This window comes from Allosphingosinicella sp. (assembly GCF_035626655.1).
Classification (GTDB): domain Bacteria; phylum Pseudomonadota; class Alphaproteobacteria; order Sphingomonadales; family Sphingomonadaceae; genus Allosphingosinicella.
The window spans coordinates 70861-86791 of record NZ_DASPNF010000022.1; the positions used below are offsets into that span (position 1 = coordinate 70861).

The 15931-nt window shown below is 67.6% G+C and carries 23 protein-coding genes; 15 read left to right on the forward strand and 8 right to left on the reverse strand.

What is annotated here, in order from left to right; translation table 11 throughout:
- The first annotated feature begins 2 nt into the window (after window positions 1–2).
- Genes VEC11_RS17105 through VEC11_RS17120 form a run of 4 tightly spaced genes read left to right on the forward strand, consistent with a single transcriptional unit; the run spans window position 3 to window position 2159 of the window.
- Window positions 3–353: a hypothetical protein gene (locus VEC11_RS17105; protein WP_464134924.1), complete on the forward strand. Its 351-nt coding sequence runs from the start codon at window positions 3–5 to the stop codon at window positions 351–353.
- The gene (locus tag VEC11_RS17110; protein ID WP_464134928.1) at window positions 350–604 is read left to right on the forward strand and encodes a hypothetical protein; all 255 of its coding nucleotides are present in this window, start codon (window positions 350–352) and stop codon (window positions 602–604) included. Before VEC11_RS17105 ends, VEC11_RS17110 begins: the two co-directional genes overlap by 4 nt.
- Window positions 601–1104, forward strand: coding sequence for an endonuclease domain-containing protein (locus VEC11_RS17115; RefSeq protein WP_464134935.1), 504 nt, complete (start codon window positions 601–603; stop codon window positions 1102–1104). The genes VEC11_RS17110 and VEC11_RS17115 overlap by 4 nt, the downstream gene beginning before the upstream one ends.
- Window positions 1104–2159, forward strand: coding sequence for a ribonucleotide-diphosphate reductase subunit beta (locus tag VEC11_RS17120; RefSeq protein ID WP_464134941.1), 1056 nt, complete (start codon window positions 1104–1106; stop codon window positions 2157–2159). The genes VEC11_RS17115 and VEC11_RS17120 overlap by 1 nt, the downstream gene beginning before the upstream one ends.
- Before the next feature lie 69 nt (window positions 2160–2228).
- Here VEC11_RS17120 and VEC11_RS17125 read toward each other — a convergent pair whose 3' ends face one another.
- Window positions 2229–2981, reverse strand: coding sequence for a hypothetical protein (locus VEC11_RS17125; protein WP_464134948.1), 753 nt, complete (start codon window positions 2979–2981; stop codon window positions 2229–2231).
- Window positions 2982–3093: 112 nt separating this feature from the next.
- Between VEC11_RS17125 and VEC11_RS17130 the strand changes: the two genes are divergently transcribed.
- From VEC11_RS17130 to VEC11_RS17140, 3 genes are all read left to right on the forward strand, one after another.
- Complete coding sequence (locus VEC11_RS17130) at window positions 3094–3711, forward strand: DUF5343 domain-containing protein (protein WP_464134953.1); 618 nt, start codon at window positions 3094–3096, stop codon at window positions 3709–3711.
- The gene (locus VEC11_RS17135; RefSeq protein ID WP_464134959.1) at window positions 3695–4249 is read left to right on the forward strand and encodes a hypothetical protein; all 555 of its coding nucleotides are present in this window, start codon (window positions 3695–3697) and stop codon (window positions 4247–4249) included. Before VEC11_RS17130 ends, VEC11_RS17135 begins: the two co-directional genes overlap by 17 nt.
- 64 nt (window positions 4250–4313) lie before the next feature.
- Window positions 4314–4712 carry a GFA family protein gene (locus VEC11_RS17140; protein ID WP_464134962.1) on the forward strand — a complete coding sequence of 133 codons (399 nt, stop codon included), beginning with the start codon at window positions 4314–4316 and terminating at the stop codon, window positions 4710–4712.
- Between the two features lie 19 nt (window positions 4713–4731).
- Here the strand turns inward: VEC11_RS17140 and VEC11_RS17145 are convergent, their stop codons facing one another.
- Window positions 4732–5553, reverse strand: coding sequence for an energy transducer TonB (locus VEC11_RS17145; RefSeq protein WP_464134968.1), 822 nt, complete (start codon window positions 5551–5553; stop codon window positions 4732–4734).
- A gap of 109 nt (window positions 5554–5662) precedes the next feature.
- Complete coding sequence (locus tag VEC11_RS17150) at window positions 5663–6001, reverse strand: DMT family protein (RefSeq protein WP_464134974.1); 339 nt, start codon at window positions 5999–6001, stop codon at window positions 5663–5665.
- A gap of 180 nt (window positions 6002–6181) precedes the next feature.
- Between VEC11_RS17150 and VEC11_RS17155 the strand changes: the two genes are divergently transcribed.
- Entirely contained in the window at window positions 6182–6715 is a 534-nt protein-coding gene (locus VEC11_RS17155) for a hypothetical protein (protein WP_464134978.1), read from the forward strand.
- 85 nt (window positions 6716–6800) lie between these two features.
- Here the strand turns inward: VEC11_RS17155 and VEC11_RS17160 are convergent, their stop codons facing one another.
- The 3 genes from VEC11_RS17160 to VEC11_RS17170 form a co-directional block, all read right to left on the reverse strand.
- A complete protein-coding gene (locus tag VEC11_RS17160; RefSeq protein ID WP_464134983.1) occupies window positions 6801–7424 on the reverse strand; it encodes a hypothetical protein in 624 nt (207 codons plus the stop codon).
- A gap of 181 nt (window positions 7425–7605) precedes the next feature.
- Window positions 7606–7956, reverse strand: a complete 351-nt coding sequence (locus VEC11_RS17165) for a DUF2200 domain-containing protein (RefSeq protein ID WP_464134990.1) — start codon at window positions 7954–7956, stop codon at window positions 7606–7608.
- Between the two features lie 96 nt (window positions 7957–8052).
- The gene (locus VEC11_RS17170) at window positions 8053–8880 is read right to left on the reverse strand and encodes an arylamine N-acetyltransferase family protein (protein ID WP_464134995.1); all 828 of its coding nucleotides are present in this window, start codon (window positions 8878–8880) and stop codon (window positions 8053–8055) included.
- A gap of 110 nt (window positions 8881–8990) precedes the next feature.
- On the opposite strand from VEC11_RS17170, the gene VEC11_RS17175 reads away from it, so the two are divergent.
- The 5 genes from VEC11_RS17175 (at window position 8991) to VEC11_RS17195 (ending at window position 11652) form a co-directional block, all read left to right on the forward strand.
- Window positions 8991–9737 carry a hypothetical protein gene (locus VEC11_RS17175; RefSeq protein WP_464135000.1) on the forward strand — a complete coding sequence of 249 codons (747 nt, stop codon included), beginning with the start codon at window positions 8991–8993 and terminating at the stop codon, window positions 9735–9737.
- Between the two features lie 55 nt (window positions 9738–9792).
- Window positions 9793–10203 carry a nuclear transport factor 2 family protein gene (locus tag VEC11_RS17180; RefSeq protein ID WP_464135005.1) on the forward strand — a complete coding sequence of 137 codons (411 nt, stop codon included), beginning with the start codon at window positions 9793–9795 and terminating at the stop codon, window positions 10201–10203.
- 110 nt (window positions 10204–10313) lie between these two features.
- Window positions 10314–10607 (forward strand): hypothetical protein, encoded by a 294-nt coding sequence (locus tag VEC11_RS17185; RefSeq protein ID WP_464135010.1) that lies wholly within the window; start codon window positions 10314–10316, stop codon window positions 10605–10607.
- Window positions 10608–10723: 116 nt separating this feature from the next.
- A complete protein-coding gene (locus VEC11_RS17190; protein ID WP_464135012.1) occupies window positions 10724–10849 on the forward strand; it encodes a hypothetical protein in 126 nt (41 codons plus the stop codon).
- A gap of 185 nt (window positions 10850–11034) precedes the next feature.
- Complete coding sequence (locus VEC11_RS17195) at window positions 11035–11652, forward strand: PilZ domain-containing protein (RefSeq protein ID WP_464135016.1); 618 nt, start codon at window positions 11035–11037, stop codon at window positions 11650–11652.
- Here VEC11_RS17195 and VEC11_RS17200 read toward each other — a convergent pair.
- Both VEC11_RS17200 and VEC11_RS17205 read right to left on the reverse strand, forming a co-directional pair.
- Window positions 11649–12551: a hypothetical protein gene (locus VEC11_RS17200; protein WP_464135019.1), complete on the reverse strand. Its 903-nt coding sequence runs from the start codon at window positions 12549–12551 to the stop codon at window positions 11649–11651. The two genes, VEC11_RS17195 and VEC11_RS17200, sit on opposite strands and share 4 nt — an antisense overlap.
- Before the next feature lie 70 nt (window positions 12552–12621).
- Entirely contained in the window at window positions 12622–13113 is a 492-nt protein-coding gene (locus VEC11_RS17205) for an ExbD/TolR family protein (protein ID WP_464135025.1), read from the reverse strand.
- A gap of 198 nt (window positions 13114–13311) precedes the next feature.
- Between VEC11_RS17205 and VEC11_RS17210 the strand changes: the two genes are divergently transcribed.
- A complete protein-coding gene (locus VEC11_RS17210) occupies window positions 13312–13821 on the forward strand; it encodes an OsmC family protein (protein ID WP_464135029.1) in 510 nt (169 codons plus the stop codon).
- A 55-nt stretch (window positions 13822–13876) separates the two neighbouring features.
- Window positions 13877–15907, forward strand: a complete 2031-nt coding sequence (locus tag VEC11_RS17215) for a zinc dependent phospholipase C family protein (RefSeq protein ID WP_464135033.1) — start codon at window positions 13877–13879, stop codon at window positions 15905–15907.
- Window positions 15908–15931: the final 24 nt, after the last annotated feature.

A 15931-nucleotide genomic window follows, 5' to 3' on the forward strand; every position in this document is an offset into this window, starting at 1 on the left:
CGATGACCGCCGCCCGCGCCCTGCCCGCCCTCGGCCTGCTCGTCACCCTCTCCGCCTGCGCGCGGCAGACGCTGGCGGGCGCCGTCGCCGCGGACGCGCCGGGCTTCCTGCGCGGCCTCTGGGACGGCTTCATCTTCATCTGGTCGTGGCTGGTCTCGCTGTTCGTGCCCGAGGTCGCCGTCTACCAGGTGCCCAATAATGGCGGCTGGTACGATTTCGGCTATTTCCTCGGCATCGTCGTGTTCGGCGCCGGCGCCCGCGGCGGCACCCGCATCGTCTACCGCACCCGCACGATCCGCGAGCGCGAGGTCGCCGGCAGCCACCGCGTCATCCGCGAGGAGGACGAGGCGTGACCTGGCTCCCCCTCGCCATCGCCCTCTTGCTCGGCCTCTGCTGCCTCGTCTTCGCGCGGCAGATCCTCGGCTTCTTCCTGAAGGGCATGGACTGGCAGAAGCGCCATATCGGCGGCGGCGGCACCGTGCCGCTGCAGATCCGCCTCCTCTCCAGCACGGGCGCGCTCTGGTTCGTCCGCGGCTTCGGCGCGCTCCTCCTGCTCGGCGGCGCGCTCGCCGGCCTCGACGCGCTCAAGGGAGGCCGGCCATGACGAAAATGCGTCGCAGCCCTTATCTGGCGCCAGGGACGGTCGCCCGTGCACGAACGCTTCGCCGGGAGATGACTCCGGCGGAGCGCTGCCTCTGGAAGGGGATGCGCTCGGTGCTGACTGACGCCCGCTTCCGCTGTCAGGTTCCTTTCGGTCCCTATTACGCCGATTTCGCCTCGCATCGTTGCCGGCTGATCGTCGAGGTGGACGGAAGCCAGCATGGCGAAGCGCTGGACTATGACGCCGCGCGCACCCATTTTCTGGAAGGCGAAGGGTATCGCGTGCTTCGCTTCTGGAACAATGAGGTACTGCGGGATCTCGACGCCGTACTGACCGCGATCGCCGCACAAATCCCTTCCCCCCTTGTGGGGGAAGGTGGCCCGAAGGGCCGGATGGGGGGTGCGCGACGCAGTCGCGCGCGGTCCGCCGGCCCGCACCCCCACCCCAGCCCTCCCCACAAGGGGGAGGGAGGGAATGACAACCTCCGGTTGGAGTCTGACTGATGCCTCTTCTCGAAGCCCGCAAGCAGTACAAGCCGTTCGAATATCCCTGGGCGTTCGACTTCTGGAAGCGCCAGCAGCAGATCCACTGGATGCCGGAGGAGGTCCCGCTCGGCGAGGATTGCCGCGACTGGGCGCAGAAGCTGACCGAGCATGAGCGCAACCTGCTCACCCAGATCTTCCGCTTCTTCACCCAGGCCGACGTCGAGGTGCAGGATTGCTACCACGACAAATATGGCCGGGTGTTCAGGCCGACCGAGATCAAGATGATGCTGACCGCCTTCTCCAACATGGAGACGGTGCACATCGCGGCTTATTCCCACCTGCTCGACACGATCGGCATGCCGGAGAGCGAGTATTCGGCCTTCCTCCAGTACAAGGAGATGAAGGACAAGCACGATTACCTCGCGACGTTCAGCGTCGACACGGACGAGGACATCGCCCGCACGCTCGCCATGTTCGGCGGCTTCACCGAGGGCCTGCAGCTCTTCGCGAGCTTCGCCATGCTGATGAACTTCCCGCGCTTCAACAAGATGAAGGGCATGGGCCAGATCGTCAGCTGGTCGGTGCGCGACGAGAGCCTGCACTGCGAGGGCATCACCCGCCTGTTCCACGCCTTCGTCAAGGAGCGCGACTGCCTCACGAAGAGCGTACGCGAGGACATTCTCGACGTCTGCCAGAAGACCGTCCGCCTCGAGGACGCCTTCATCGACCTCGCCTTCGAGATGGGCCCGGTCCCCGGCATGACGCCGAAGGAGATCAAGAAATATATCCGCTACATCGCCGACTGGCGGCTGGGCCAGCTCGGCTTCCAGCCCATCTACATGGTGGACGAGCATCCCCTGCCCTGGCTGGCGCCTTTGCTGAACGGCGTCGAGCACGCCAATTTCTTCGAGCAGCGCGCGACGGAATATTCCAAGGCCGCGACGAAGGGGAATTGGGGCGAGGTTTGGGAGAATTTTGATCGCCGGCAGGCGGCGAAGGCGGCCAATGACGCGCCTGAGGCCGGGAGCGAGGGAGATGATATGTTCACGCGGGCCGGGGTGGCGGCGGAGTAGCGAACGCTTCTTCGCCTCAGCCTCCGAAAGGGCGGAACAATTTACGAACTGGAGCAGGGGCGGAGTAACCTACCCCTCCGCCCACACTTCCTTCATCAGTTCGATGTGCTTCACCAGTTTGTCGAGCGCGATGGCGGTCACTGGGCCTTCGAACCGCAGCTCTGCGATGCAATGCCGAGCTACCGGGACGCGGAAGACCTCACCAGATCGCTCAAGCCGGCTGGGCTCGGACGGGGCGACGCTATCCCCGACAGGAGTTTCTTCGACTTCCTGTTGTAGGGAATTACCATCGCCTTCTTGTCTATCGTTGTCTTGATCCGAATGGTCTTGCTTCATCGGAACGAACTGGCCGACGTAATTCAGAGTTGCTCGGAACGATTCCAAGAAGCTGTCAGCACCTGTTTTCGAGAACCCCGCCTCGCGTATCAAAAAGGCCCGTAAGGGCTCATCCGCCGAAGGAATACGTCCTTCGAACCGAGACAATATCTGGTTATAAAGTTCCGGGCGCCGCGCAGCATCATTGATAGCCTCAGCCTTTTCATTCGGAGAAGCCGGCTCGAATATCTTGAGAGCCAAATCTGTTATTCTCGTTCTATCCCCTGTTCCTTCAACAAGACCAAATTGTCTGGCTGCGCCAAGGGCCTTCGAGCTGCTTCCCGTTTTCCCCGTGAAACCCATCAGTTTGTATGCAGTTAGAGAATCAACTGGGCTCCTGTGGACGCCCTGATAGATCTTTTCTGCATAGGAGATCGCATCGCTGAGCGGGAAAAATGGAAACCTGGGACTTCTACCTCCCGCAGTGGACAAGGATTGTGTGGCCATTGGTGCACCCCTCCACAACGAAACATACCAGAGCAGAACTCCCAACACCAACCATGGACTTGGCTTGGGGCGCAAAGCCGCTAACATCCGCGACATAGCCAGGGGGCCGTGCATGTATCCTTCCACGCAAAACACCGGGACGCTCACGAACGTCATTAGCGCGATCGGCAAACATGGCTTTCCGGCAAAATTTACGACGAAGGACCTTCCTGTTTGGGGTTACAAGAGTAGCCACGACCGATCGGTTGTGGGCGTCCTTCGCTTCATAGGGTTCTTAGACAGCAGCGGAGTGCCAACAGATTTGTGGCGAGAGGCACGTACCGATCCGGCGCTCGCGGTGGCGAAGGGCACCCGAGAAGCATATAGCGAACTATTTCAAACATTTCCGGACGCTCACCGGAAGGACACTGAGTCCCTAACTAATTTCTTCAAGGCGAAAACCACTGCTAGCGAACCGAATGTCAAAAAGATGGTCGGGACCTTCAAGGCACTCGCCCAATATGGTAACTTCGACGGCATCGAGACGGCATCTCCTGAAGGCAACACTTCCGCAAAAGTCCCTCGCCCCGAGACGCCCATTCATAACAGCCAGACGAAGGTCCCCACGGATGATGGATTGGCCGTGGTGATGAACATCCAGCTCAGCCTACCTGGGGACGCTTCAGGCGAGGTGTACGACAAGTTCTTTGCAGCTATGCGTAAGCACCTATTCGATGCCAAATCCAAATAAGATTGCTGTCTTAGCACAGAATCTCCGGCTTTTCGAAGTTGAAGCCGCTTCGATCCTTGGCGTAATAGAGAGTTCGCCGACGCGGACTGTGACGTTAGATCAAAGCTATGACACCCTCAATGGCCTAAACTTGAAGCAGGATGATCTTTTAAGGCAATCTTTGCGATGCGTGGAGGTTGGAGTATTTAGGGCCGCTCATGTCATGGCGTGGGCGGGGATGACTGACTGTATGCAGGAATTGGCGGCGAGCGACGGATTTGCTGCTCTCAACGCCGCGCGACCCGCATGGAATGTCACATCGATAGAATATTTGCGGGAGGAAGTGACAGAGTTTGCTCTAATTGATGCGTTTAAGGTTATGGGAGTGCTGGGAAAGGCTGAAAAAAAGGCGCTTCACGGGATGCTCTCTAAGAGAAATGAATGCGCTCATCCGGCAGATTACTTTCCCACCTTTAATGAGACACTTGGATACATCACCGAGATATTCTCAAGGCTGGCGGCCATCGAAAAGCGATATCCGAACTTCTCTCTCGTATAAAGATCGGTCTGAGTGCGAACAGCTGGACTGCGGCCATGCCTCCTGAGCCAACGGGAGTCTCACCATGCCCCAACACACCGCCTCCTGCCTCTGCGGCGCCGTCCGCATCACGGCCACCGGCACCCCCAACCGCGTCGGCCTCTGCCACTGCATGGATTGCCGCAAGCATCATGGCGCCCTGTTCTACGCCGCGGCCATCTTCCCGGCCGGACAGGTGACGATCGAGGGCGAGACGCGCGAGTACAAGAGCCGCCATTTCTGCCCCGCCTGCGGCTCCTCCGTCTTCGCCAGCTTCCCGGGCTCCGGCGAGATCGAGCTTCACCTCGGCGCGCTCGACGCGCCCAGCCAGTTCACCCCCAGCTACGAATGCTGGACCATCCGCCGCGAAGCCTCGCTCCCGCCTTTCCCGCTCGCCCATTCTTACGAGCGCGACCGCGAGGGCGACGGGCCGTTCGAGGACTAGGCCGCACCGGTTCCTCCGCTCAGCGCGCCCCGGGCACCAGCCAGGTCACCGTGAAGACCGAGGCGATCGCCACCGGCCGGCCGGAGGCGTCGCGGCCCGGCGTGAAGCGGGCCCGCGCCCGCACCACCCGGCAGCTGCGGTCGTCGATCTGCGGGTCGCCGCTCGTCGCGACGACGCTGCACTCGGCCGCGCGCCCGTCGGCGGCGACCATGACGCGCAGGATCACCCGCCCCTGGTTGCGGTCCGACAGTGAAACCTGGGGATAATCCGACGAGCGGAAGCCGAAGCCGTTGGTGGTGAACGGCCGCTCGCGCAGCGCCGCCAGCGCCGCCTCGTCGATCCCCCATTGCCGCGCGATCCCGGCCGTGCATTCGCGGTGCGCGGCGAGCGCGGCGCGCGACTGGTCGACCGGAATGCGGAGCCGCACCTCGGTCCCGGCGCGAAGCTCCAGCGCCTCCGCGCCCTCGAGCAGCCCGCGCAGGTCATAGGGGAAGCCGGTGATCTGCAGCACCTGCGCCGTGCCGCGTCTCTGCTGGAAAGCGCGGAGCGGAAAGGCGCGGCCTCCCGGCATGAGCACAGCTGTGTCGATGCCGCGCGGCAGCGTTGCATTCCCCTCGGGCACGAGCAGCAGCGAGCTGCTGTTGCTCCCGGGAACGGTCAGGAGCGCCGCGGCATAGGGCCGCCCGGCGGCGGGCTGGCGGATCAGGGAGCAGAAATGCGAGCCCCAGTCGACCTGCCAGGGCGGGACGGCAGGGGCCGGCGCCGGCGGCTGCGCGGCGAGCGGGGCGGATGCAGGCGCGGCGAGGGCGAGGGCGACGAACAGGGAGCGGGCGCGGGGCATTGCCGGAACCTAGGCCGCGGCGCCAGGGCGGCGCAAGGGCAAGCCTCCCCTGGTTCCCGGTACTTCCTTCTTGCCCCCTCCGAGCACGCCGGCCACCCGATCCACTCCCTCACTTCCCCACGAACAGGAACGCCACCGCCGCCATGATGCAGGCGAAGGCCGCGACATGCCGCCAGCTGATCGCCTCCCCCAGGAAGGTCACCATGAAGACGCCAAACACGGAGAGGGCGATCGCCTCCTGCGCGATCTTGAGCTGGCCGGGCGTCCAGCCGGCGAGCGCGCCCATCCGGTTGGCGGGGACGGCGCAGCAATATTCAGCCAGCGCGATCCCCCAGCTGATCAGGATCACGGCGACCAGCGGCCGGCTCAGCCCCTCTCCCTTGATGTGCCAGTACCAGGCGACGGTCATGAACAGGTTGGAGACGGTGAGCAGCAGGATCACGGGCATGAGGCTTCTTCCGCTTGGGAGACAGGCTGACGGGCATGGCGACGGCCCGCCCCTTTCGCACAGGCGCGCCGGCCAGGGAATCGCGGAGCGGGCATCGGAACAAAAGGTGAAAAACAATTTTCCTACAGCCCCCGATTCGGTATAAATAGCCGGCTCCTTTTTTCCCTGAAGGAGCCCCTGATGACCGAACGACCCGATCCTCTCGCCTTCGCCCCCGTCCCCGTCCGCCCGCGCCGCGACGGCTGGACCGTCGACAGGCAGATCGCCTTCATCGAGACCCTGGCCGAGACCGGCTGCGTCACCACGGCCGCGCGATCGGTCGGCATGTCGGTGCGCTCGGCCTATCGGCTGGCGGCCCGCCCCGACGCGCGCGCCTTTTCCGAGGCCTGGGACACCGCCATGGCAATCGCCGCCCGGTCGCTGGCCGCCCTTGCCTTCGACTATGCGACCGGCGGCATGGTCGAGCAGGTCTGGAAGGACGGCGTGCTCGTCTCGGAGCGGCGGCGGCCGTCCGAGCGGTTGCTGATCTTCCTGCTGAGCCGGCACGACCCCGTCCGCTACGGGACGCGGCCCGCGCCGCTCGAAGGCCAGGACGACTGGCCGCGCGACTTTCCCCAGCGCAGCCTCGGCGAGCATTTCGAGGCGTTCCGCGACATCGAGATCGAGGGCGACCCCGAAGGGGACGACGACTCCGCTTCGCGCGCGCGCACGTAGCGGCGTGACTTTCGTGACCTTCGGGCCGGAAGGGGGAGCGCGCGCCTTCGCGGAAGCCGCGTCTACCCCGTCCGCAAGAGGCGGCTCAGATCACCTGGTCGGGCCGCACCGCCGGGCGCGGGCGCCGGGCCGGGGCGACGGCGCGCGGGGCGGCCGGCGTCGCCGCGCCCGCGCCGCAATCGCCGGAGGTCCGCCGCACGACCTGCGGGGCCGCGTCCGCCGAGGTCCGAGTCACCTGTACCGTCTCCGTGCAGGCGCGGCCGCCGCTCACCCGGGTCACCGAGGAATAGCTGACCGCGCCCGGCGGCAGAGCGACCCCGGCGGCGGCGCCGAAGCCGGGCAGGCTCACCCAGCGCATGCCATCTCCGTCGCGCGCGCCGCTCCGGGCCTGCGCCGCGAGCGCCGCCATGGTGAGCCGCATCCGTTCGCGCATCAGCGCCGCGCGCTCGGCCATCGCCGCCATGAACCGGTCCATCTCGGCGAACCGGGCGGCCTCGTAGCGCGCCCGGAGCGCGTCCGCGCCCGCCTCGCCGACGAGGATGCGCGGCGCCACGTCGCCGCTATAGCTGATCCGGGCGACGCCGCCGCCGGGCAGCGCCACCTCCATCACGTTCACCACCGGCTTGACCGGCTTCTCCGCGGCCCAGGCCGCGCCCGCCAGCGCGAGCGACGCGAGGCCGGCGAGGGCCGCCGTTCGGGTCAGTCGCATGTCTCAATTCCTCCGCTGCTTGTTTACACCGACAGGAGGCGTGCACGGCGGACGTGCGACGCCCCGCCCGGGACGCGCGAGGGGCGCCCCGGCAGGGAAAAATCTATCCGCCGGAGCCGCGCGGGCAAGGGGCGCAGGGGGCCATTTGTCGCAGCAGGGTCGCGATTCGCCGACTGCCGGCTCAGGCCGTCCGCAGGATCTTCTCCAGCTTCCGGCCTTTGGCGAGCTCGTCGATCAACTTGTCCATGTAGCGCAGCTCGCGCATCAGCGGCTCCTCGATCGTCTCGACCCGCACCCCGCAGACCGTGCCGGTGATCAGCTCGCGGTTCGGGTTGAGGCGCGGCGCCCTGGCGAAGAAGTCCTCGAAATTCGTCTTCGCCGCGATCTCGGCCTCGAGGCTCGCCTGGCTGTGCCCGGTCAGCCAGCGCAGCACTTCGTCCACCTCCGCCTTGGTCCGCCCCTTCTTCTCCGCCTTCTGCACGTAGAGCGGATAGACGCTCGCGAAGCTCATCCTGTAGATGCGGTGGCTCATGGCCGGATGATGGGGCGGGGCGGCAAACGGGTCAATCGCCGCAGGGCTTTCGCCGCCCTCGGGACGGCCGGCATCCATGCGGCGAAATCGCCGCGGTCAGGCTGCTGCCCTGGCCCGCGCCACGACCTCGCCGGTCTTCGCCCAGAGCGCCGGCACGTCCGGATGGTCGAGCGCGAACGGACCCGCGAGCGTCGCCGCGAAGTCCGCCTCGTCCTCGATCTCGCGTTCCGCGAGGCCCGCGGCGCCGAGCGTGCGCCTGGTCCGGTTGACCAGGCTTTCGATCCGGTCGGGGAAATGGCGCATGATCGCGAGCGCGCCGGTGAAGGGCGAACCCGGATCGGTCCGCATCCAGACTTCGGTCGCGGCCAGCACCGCCTCGTCGGCATAATCCGGGCGGAAGTCGAAGCTGCTGGCGACGCCGTGGCGGTGGTTCACGTAGCGCAGCCATTCCCCGTCCGCCGGCTCGATCGCGCTGGCGAGGAAGCCCTGTTCGTGCGCGCCGGCGCGCAGCGGGATCGGCACGGGCAGCGCGTCGCCGAGCCCGGCCTCGACCAGCCACGGCCCGTCCTCGAGCTCGACGCGGAGCGAGAGATGGTTGCCGATCGCGGCCTCGCCGAGCGTTGCCCGGTGCACGCCGCAGCAGAGCCGGGTCACCGCGAAGCCGGCGCCCGCCAGGGCCGCGCCGAGCAGCCCGTTCATCTCGTAGCACCAGCCGCCGCGCCGGCCCGTCACCATCCGCTCGAACGCGCGCGCCGGATCGATGCCGCCTTCGGGGCGCATCAGGAAGGCGTCCGCCGCTTCCCAGGTGAAGGCCAGGGCATGGGCGCGGTGGATCGCGGCGAGCGCCGCGGCGTCGGCGCGCGCCGGGGCAGCGATCCCGATCCGCGCGAAATAGGCGTCGAGCTGGGCGGGCGTGAGTTTCATCGATCCATTTTCCAGTGAGTCGCGGCCTCGATAGGCTAATGAGACTATAATCTCAATATGAAAATTGTGTCTCTATTCCTCTGCCGCCGCGAAGTCCCTATGCAGTCCGCATGCGGATCGCTCCCCTTTTCCCCGCTCTGATCGTGCTCGCCGCGTGCAGCGGGGAGCAGCCAGCCGACAATAAAAGCGCGGCGCCGGCGAGTCCCGCAGCCAATGCCGCCACGCCTGCCACGAGCGCCGGCCCGGCTGCTGCGCCAGATCCGCTGGCCGACTATCTGCCCACGCCCGGCCGCCATGCGGCGCGCGCGATGGCGCTTGCGCCGCCCGCCGAGGCCGTGGCGCTGCGCGACCGCATGGCCGCTGCCATCCTCCGCAACCGCACCTGGTACGAGACCTATGCGGCGCAGCACCCGCAGGGCGAGCTGCCCTGGCACGCCAATCTGGGGATCGGCGAGGCCGACTATCGCCGCTATCTCGCTTTGACCCGGCAGATCGGCCTCGGCGAGCGCGGGCGCGTGACCCTGACCGTCACCCGGCGGTCCGACGGCGGCCTCGCGCTCGGCGCGGACGGCGCCGCCGCCGCGCTGGACGGGCTCATCCTCTATCCCGACCGGGGCCGCGTCGAGACGCCGCTGGGCCGGCTCGGCACGCGCGCCGCGACCGGCAACGACGCGCCCGAATCGCCGCTCGGCCGCTGGCAGGGCATCCGGTGGAGCAACGAGGGGACGGGGGCGCCGCGCCAGCTGAGCCTCTCCGCCGGCCGCCGCGCCGACGGCGAGCGGCTCCTCTACTACAATTACGGCCCGTCGGACGCCGAGACCGTCATCCTCCTCTATCCGGCGGGGCCGGCGCGATGACCGATTGCTGCCTGCCGAAAGCCCGATCATAGTCGCCATCAGAAGGGGGCAAGCCATGTCTCAGGAGAATGTGGAACTGGTGCAGGCGGTCTATGCCGCCTTCGGCGAAGGCGACGTGCCGGGCGTGCTCGGGCGGATGAGCCCGGACATCGTCTGGAACGAGGCCGAGAATTTTCCCTATGCGGACCGCAACCCCTATCTCGGCCCCGAGGCGGTGCTGACCGGCGTGTTCGCGCGGATCGGCACCGAATGGGACGGCTTCACCGTGGTGCCCGAAGACATGCTCGACGCCGGCGACACCGTGGTCGTGCTGGGCCGCTACAAGGGCACCTACAGAGCGACCGGCCGGGCGCTGGATGCCCAGCTCGTCCATGTCTGGCGCGTTGAGGACGGCAAGGTCGTCCGCTTCCAGCAATATACCGACACGCTGCAGACCGCGCGCGTCGTCGAGCGACGCGGCGGCTGAGCCGCCGCGGGGAACCCGGACCCGATCGGCGCTTTATGTCCCGGGAGCCGGCCTGGGCCGGCTTGCCGCGCGCCCGGCTTTGCCCGGCGCCCCACAGAGAGGAAGCCGAGATGAAGACCGGGACGATCCTCCTTGCCGCCGCCGGCCTGTGCGGGCTCGGCGCCTGCACCAACAGCACGCCCGCCGAGAATGCGAGCCGGAACATCAGCCAGGCCGCGGACAATATCGCCGAGGACCTCGGCAATGTCGCCGACAATGCGCGCAACGAGATTGCCGGTCAGACCGATGCGGTGCGCAACGCCGCAGCGAATGCCGCGAACGTGATCGAGGAGCGGGCCGGACGCGTCCGGGAGGCGGCGGGCAACAGCATGCGCGATCTCGGCAACGCCGTGGACGGCCGCTAGCGCCTGTCCCGATTCTCTTTGGCCGTGACATTATCCTGCTTCAGGCTTGGCCGGCCACCTGCAGGAGATACGTTCGCTTTCATGCCGATGCCGCCGGCTATCGCACCCTGAGCCGGATGGACGCCGGGCCCGACGCCCACCCTGGTCCTGCAGCGAGCGCCAACGAGAATGTCTCGATCAGCGCGACGCGCGTCGGCAACGTCACGCAGGGCACGATCGTGGTCGCCGGACCGGCCGGATGAGAGGCGCCGCTTCAAATAATATGGTTATCACGCCGTTAACTATTATTTCGTGAATATTATGAAGCGACTGGCCGTCTTCTTGGCTCTTGTGAATAAAATGGCGACTTATTTGCAAAATTGCGGAACCGAAATTGATCCAGGTTGTTTTCAGCAAGTATTCGGCTCGGTCAGGAGGGATGGGTCCGATGATTGTTGGCAATCGTCAGGCACCCCGCAAGGCCCCGGTAAAGCTGCCCGGGGACATGGAGCGGCGGGAGGATGTGCGCTTTCACACCGTCCTGCGGGTCGCTTTGGTCACGCGCGCCCATGATGTCGGCCTCTGGCGGGTGCGCAATATTTCCGATCGGGGAATCATGCTGGCCACCCATGTGCAGCTCGTGCCCGGCGAGCGGCTCACCATCGGCCTGTCCGACGCCATCGCGGTCGATGGCCGCGTCGTCTGGTGGGACGGCGAACGCTGCGGCGTCGCTTTCGACGAGCCGATCGATTGCGCGGCTGCGCTCCATGCCCTGGTCGCGGAGCAGCGGCTCCCGCATTACCGGCCGCCCCGGCTGACCGTGGCGACGCGCGCGATCGCCTGGTGCGACAAGGGCCTGCACACGGTGCGCATCTACAATCTGTCGCACCATGGCGCGGCCTTCACCCATGACGGCTGCTTCCATGCCGGCATGCCGACCAAGCTGCACTTCGAGACGGGCGAGGATTATCGCGGCGTCGTCCGCTGGTCGGAGGACGGCCGGGCCGGCCTTTACCTGACCGACCCGATTCCCTCGGCGAAGCTGGAGAGCGCCAGGCGGCTCTAGGCTGGCGGCGGCGGGCCTCCGGCCGGGCTTCCGTCCGGCCGGATCGCCGTCGCCAGCCAGGCGCGACGGCGGGCCTGGAGGAAGCCGGCAAAGCCGACCAGCAGGCAGACCAGCCCGATGAAGCCGCCCAAAGCCGCGGCGATATAATAAGGCTCGCGCAGGGCGAGATCGCCTGTCTTCAGCAGCCAGTGCGGACGCGCCACCGCGATCCCGCGGGCGCGCAGGTCGGCGAGCGCCTCCTCGGGCAGGCCGTTCTCGATCAGATAGCCGGTCTGCTCGGGCAGGAAGGCCTGCAGGGTGGTCAGCGCCTCCGGTCCCGGCGTGTTCCGCTCGATGAACAGGCGGAGCGGGGCGTCCTTGGCCTCTCCCTCGAGCCGGAAGCCGGCGTAGAAGGTGGTGCGCTCGTTCGGCCCGGGCCGGTCGACGCGGGTCCGCGCCTCGATATCGTCGGTGCCGCGGATCCGGATCCTGGTGGCGGGGGCCTGGCCGCTGACCAGCCGCGTCCCGTCGATCTCCCCGGCGCGCTCGCTGCCGTCCGGAAGCGTCTGCGAGAAAGCGAAGGCGGCGCCCCCGCCGAGCAGCAGCACCACGCCGATCAGCATCGTCCAGCGCGCCGTCCGCCCGATCGTCCGTGCCTGCGCGGCCTTGTCGTTCGCCTCGGCGGCCTGGCGGAGCCGGCTGCGGTGGCCGAGATAGGCGATGGCGGGCAGGCTGAGGACCAGGGCCGGCAGCGCCGCGGTCCATTTCTGGTAGAAGCCGCCCCATTGCTCGACCTGCCATTCGGCCAGCCAGCGATAGAGGCCCGAATAATTGAACGCGCCCCAGATCATGTAGCCGCCGACGGCCACGATCCAGAGCAGGCTCAGCGCAATGAAGACCTTGTGCCTGCCGTCGCTCATCCGTCCCTCGCGCCTGCCTGCCAGCAAGCGTGGCGGAAAGGGCGAGCCTGCGTCAATCCCGGGGCGACGCTCAGAAGGCGCGGCGGTAGCGCTCGTTGCCGACGAAGCCGAGTCGATCCACGCCGGCAAGGCGGATCTGGGCGAGGATCTGGTCGATCCGCTCGTAGCGCGCCTCGCTGGCGGCATTGAGCCGGAGCTCCGGCAGGGAAGGGCTGGCGGCCAGCTGCAGCAACTGGCCCTGCAGCTGATCGGCCGCCAGCGCGGCGCCGTTCCAGGCCAGGCTGCCGTCCGCGGCGATGTCGAGCTGGTGGAACGGGCGCTCGGGGAGCGGGAGGACAGGCGGTCGGCCGGGCAGATCGAGCGGAACTTTGTGGCTGGCGACCGGGATGGTGATGATGAACATGATCAACAACACCAACATCACGTCGATAAGGGGCGTCGTGTTGATGTCGGAGATCGTCCCGGGCTCCGTTCCGGCGGGGCCGAGGGCGAAGCGGCGGCTCCCGGAAGCCGGCGGGCGCCGGATCGACATGCCGGCGGGAAGCGGGTCAATCATGGCCATCTTCTTTCTCCCTGATCGCGCGTTCGGGCCTTGCTTCGCTTTGCTAATGGTTGCGTGGACCGAACTGTTAGGAACCTGTGGATAACCCCGTTTCTGCTTCTGACTGACTGATATAGTATATCATTCCATAGTAGATGCAAGCCCGACTTACCTTGCCCCGCGGCCTGTGCCATGGTCGCCGCGAAAAGGAGCCTCGCAATGACCGACGGCAGCAGCGCCGGACCCGATTTCAACGTGATCGCAAGGCCGACCGGGCAAGGCCGGTTCCAGACGGAGGTGCAGCTGCGGGGCGGTCCGGTCGTCGCCGACGAGCCGGTCGAGGCGGGCGGGCTCGGCGGCGGGCCGACGCCCTATGAACTGCTCTCCGGCGCGCTCGCCGCCTGCACGGCGATGACGCTTCGCCTCTATGCCGAGCGCAAGGGCTGGACGCTCCCGCCCTTCTCGGTCGCCGCCGCGCACAGCATCGTGCCGGCCGGTGCGGACGGGATGCCGCCGCGCGACCTCTTCACCCGCAACATCGCCTTCGAGGCGCCGCTCGACCCGGAAAGGTCCGGCAAATTGCTCGCCGTCGCCGACAAATGCCCGGTCCACCGCACCCTGATGCGGGGCTTCGAGATCAAAACCGAAATCGGCACCGCGCTTGCCCCGCTCACCCCGGAGGAGCCGACCCGCCACGAGCGCGACATGGAGTGGGCCTGCAACGATTGACTTGCCGCAGGGGCTGGCCGATCCCAAAGCTGTCGTTGCGAGGGGAGAATGACTCGTGAGGAAGCGGCTTCTGCTCTTGGCCGGCGCGGCGCTGATCGCCGCCGGCGCAACCCCGGCCGGGGCCTTCGGCCTGCGCACCCACCTCTATATCGCCGACCAGGTCTGGCAGGATCTCAGCGACTGCCGGGTCTCGATCCGCGGCGCGGACTTCGCCGTCCCGGCCGAGGCCTGCCGGGCGATCCGCGCCCACAGGGGCGAGTTCCTGGCCGGCGCGCTGGGGCCGGACGTCTTTCCCGACGTGCTGGTCGGCCAGGCGATCGTTCATCCCGGCGTCGCCAATGGCTGGCAGGCCGCGGACTGGCTGAACCATCTGCTCAGCAACGCCCGCACCGACGAGCAACTCGCCTTCGCGTGGGGCTATGCGATGCATTTCGCCGGCGACAGCTTCGCCCATAGCTACGTCAACAATTATGCCGGCGGGATCTTCGAGATCGGGGCCGACCGAACCAGGGGGATCGAGCTGCGCCACTTCCGGCTCGAAAAATATATCGACCAAAGGCTCGACTACGCGATCGACCCGGCGATGCTCCGCGTCCCCGCCGCCTGGCTGGCGCAGCAGCTGATCCAATATGATTATGCGGCGGGCGGCGGCCCGCGCGTCGGCGATTTCTACGCCTCGGCGGCGGCGGACCCGCAGGCCTTCCTGACCGCCTCGCGGCGGCGGCTGCGCGCGAGCGGCGTGGCAGCACCGGTCACCACCATCCTCACCATGCTCGATCTCGCCCGCGTCGCCCGCGCCCGCGCGCCGGGCCAAGAGGCGGCGGAGCGGGCCAGGCTCGCCACCACACTCGGCGCGGCCCGCGCGGTCGAACAGCGCTACAACCTGCCCGCCTCGGACACGATGATCTTTGACGAGCGCAGCCCGGGCCATGCCCGTCTCAACGGCACCCAGCGCAGCGAAGTGCAGGCCGCCTACCGGACCTATCGCGCGCAGGTGGAATCCTGGCAGCAGGCGCGGGCGCTCACCGTGTTCACCGCCGAATGGGCGCGCGACCTCGAGATCGTCGCCCAGCGCTATATCGAGGCCTCGCTCGAATTCGGCCAGAACATGGTCCGCGAAGGCGGCGCCAGCCGGCCGCCCCTGCAGGAACGCCAGAGCCCCACCGCCGCCTATCGCCGCTGGCTCGCCTGCTACGCGCCGGTGCTGGAGGGCCAGCCCGCCGCCGCCGGCGACCTGGTCTGCGCGCGGCTGCAGGCGATGCGTTCCGACCTCGCCCTGCGGCGCGCCGCCTTGCTCTCCTCGCTGGGCGCGCAGCCCCGCTCCACCTATTTCCGGCTGCTCCAGCTCGACGAATATCTGGGCGGCCTGGTCGAGGATTTCGTCACCGGGCTCGTCGGCCTGCGCGACCAGAGCTTCGGCGACCTGCTCGAGGAAGGGCTCCAGCCCGTCACGGTCACCGCCGACACCCTCAACACGACCTTCGCGACCGCGCCGAACGGCCAGCTCGCCTTCCAGTGCGCATCGGACTGGATCGACGCCGATCTCGGCCTGCGTGCGCCGCTCGCCTCGAGCGCCGACGGTCCTTGCGACAATGCGCCGCGGACCCGGACGACGCTCGATCCGGCGCGCTTCGCGGCGCTGGACGACGCCCTCGTCCTCGCCCGCCTGGCTTTGCTCGACCAGCAGGGCGTGCGCGCCGTGACCGGCCGCTTCGGCGGCAATCCGGCCGAGCCGCGCATGGGCAACCAGCGGCGCTATTCGGTGCTGCTGGACAGCGTGCGCTCGCTCGACGGCAGCCACCAGTGGCGCGGCACCTCCATGCCCTTCCCGCGCCGCCAGGCCTGGCGGGCCGCGTTCACGCCGGTCAGCGCGGGCTATGCGTCCGGCGGCGCAAGCGGGCCCGCTGGTTTCCCGCTCTACCAGAGCGCCGCCCTGCGCCGGACCGTCTTCACCGCTTTGTTCCGCCCCTTCGAGGGCGCGATCCTGACGCGGGCGGAGATGCAGCCTTCGGCCTATCCGTTCCGCCCGTGCGACGGCGATCCCCTGCGCGGCGAGCCTTTGCCCGGCCAGAACCCGATCTGCTGAGGGCACCGCCGGGGATCAGCGGCG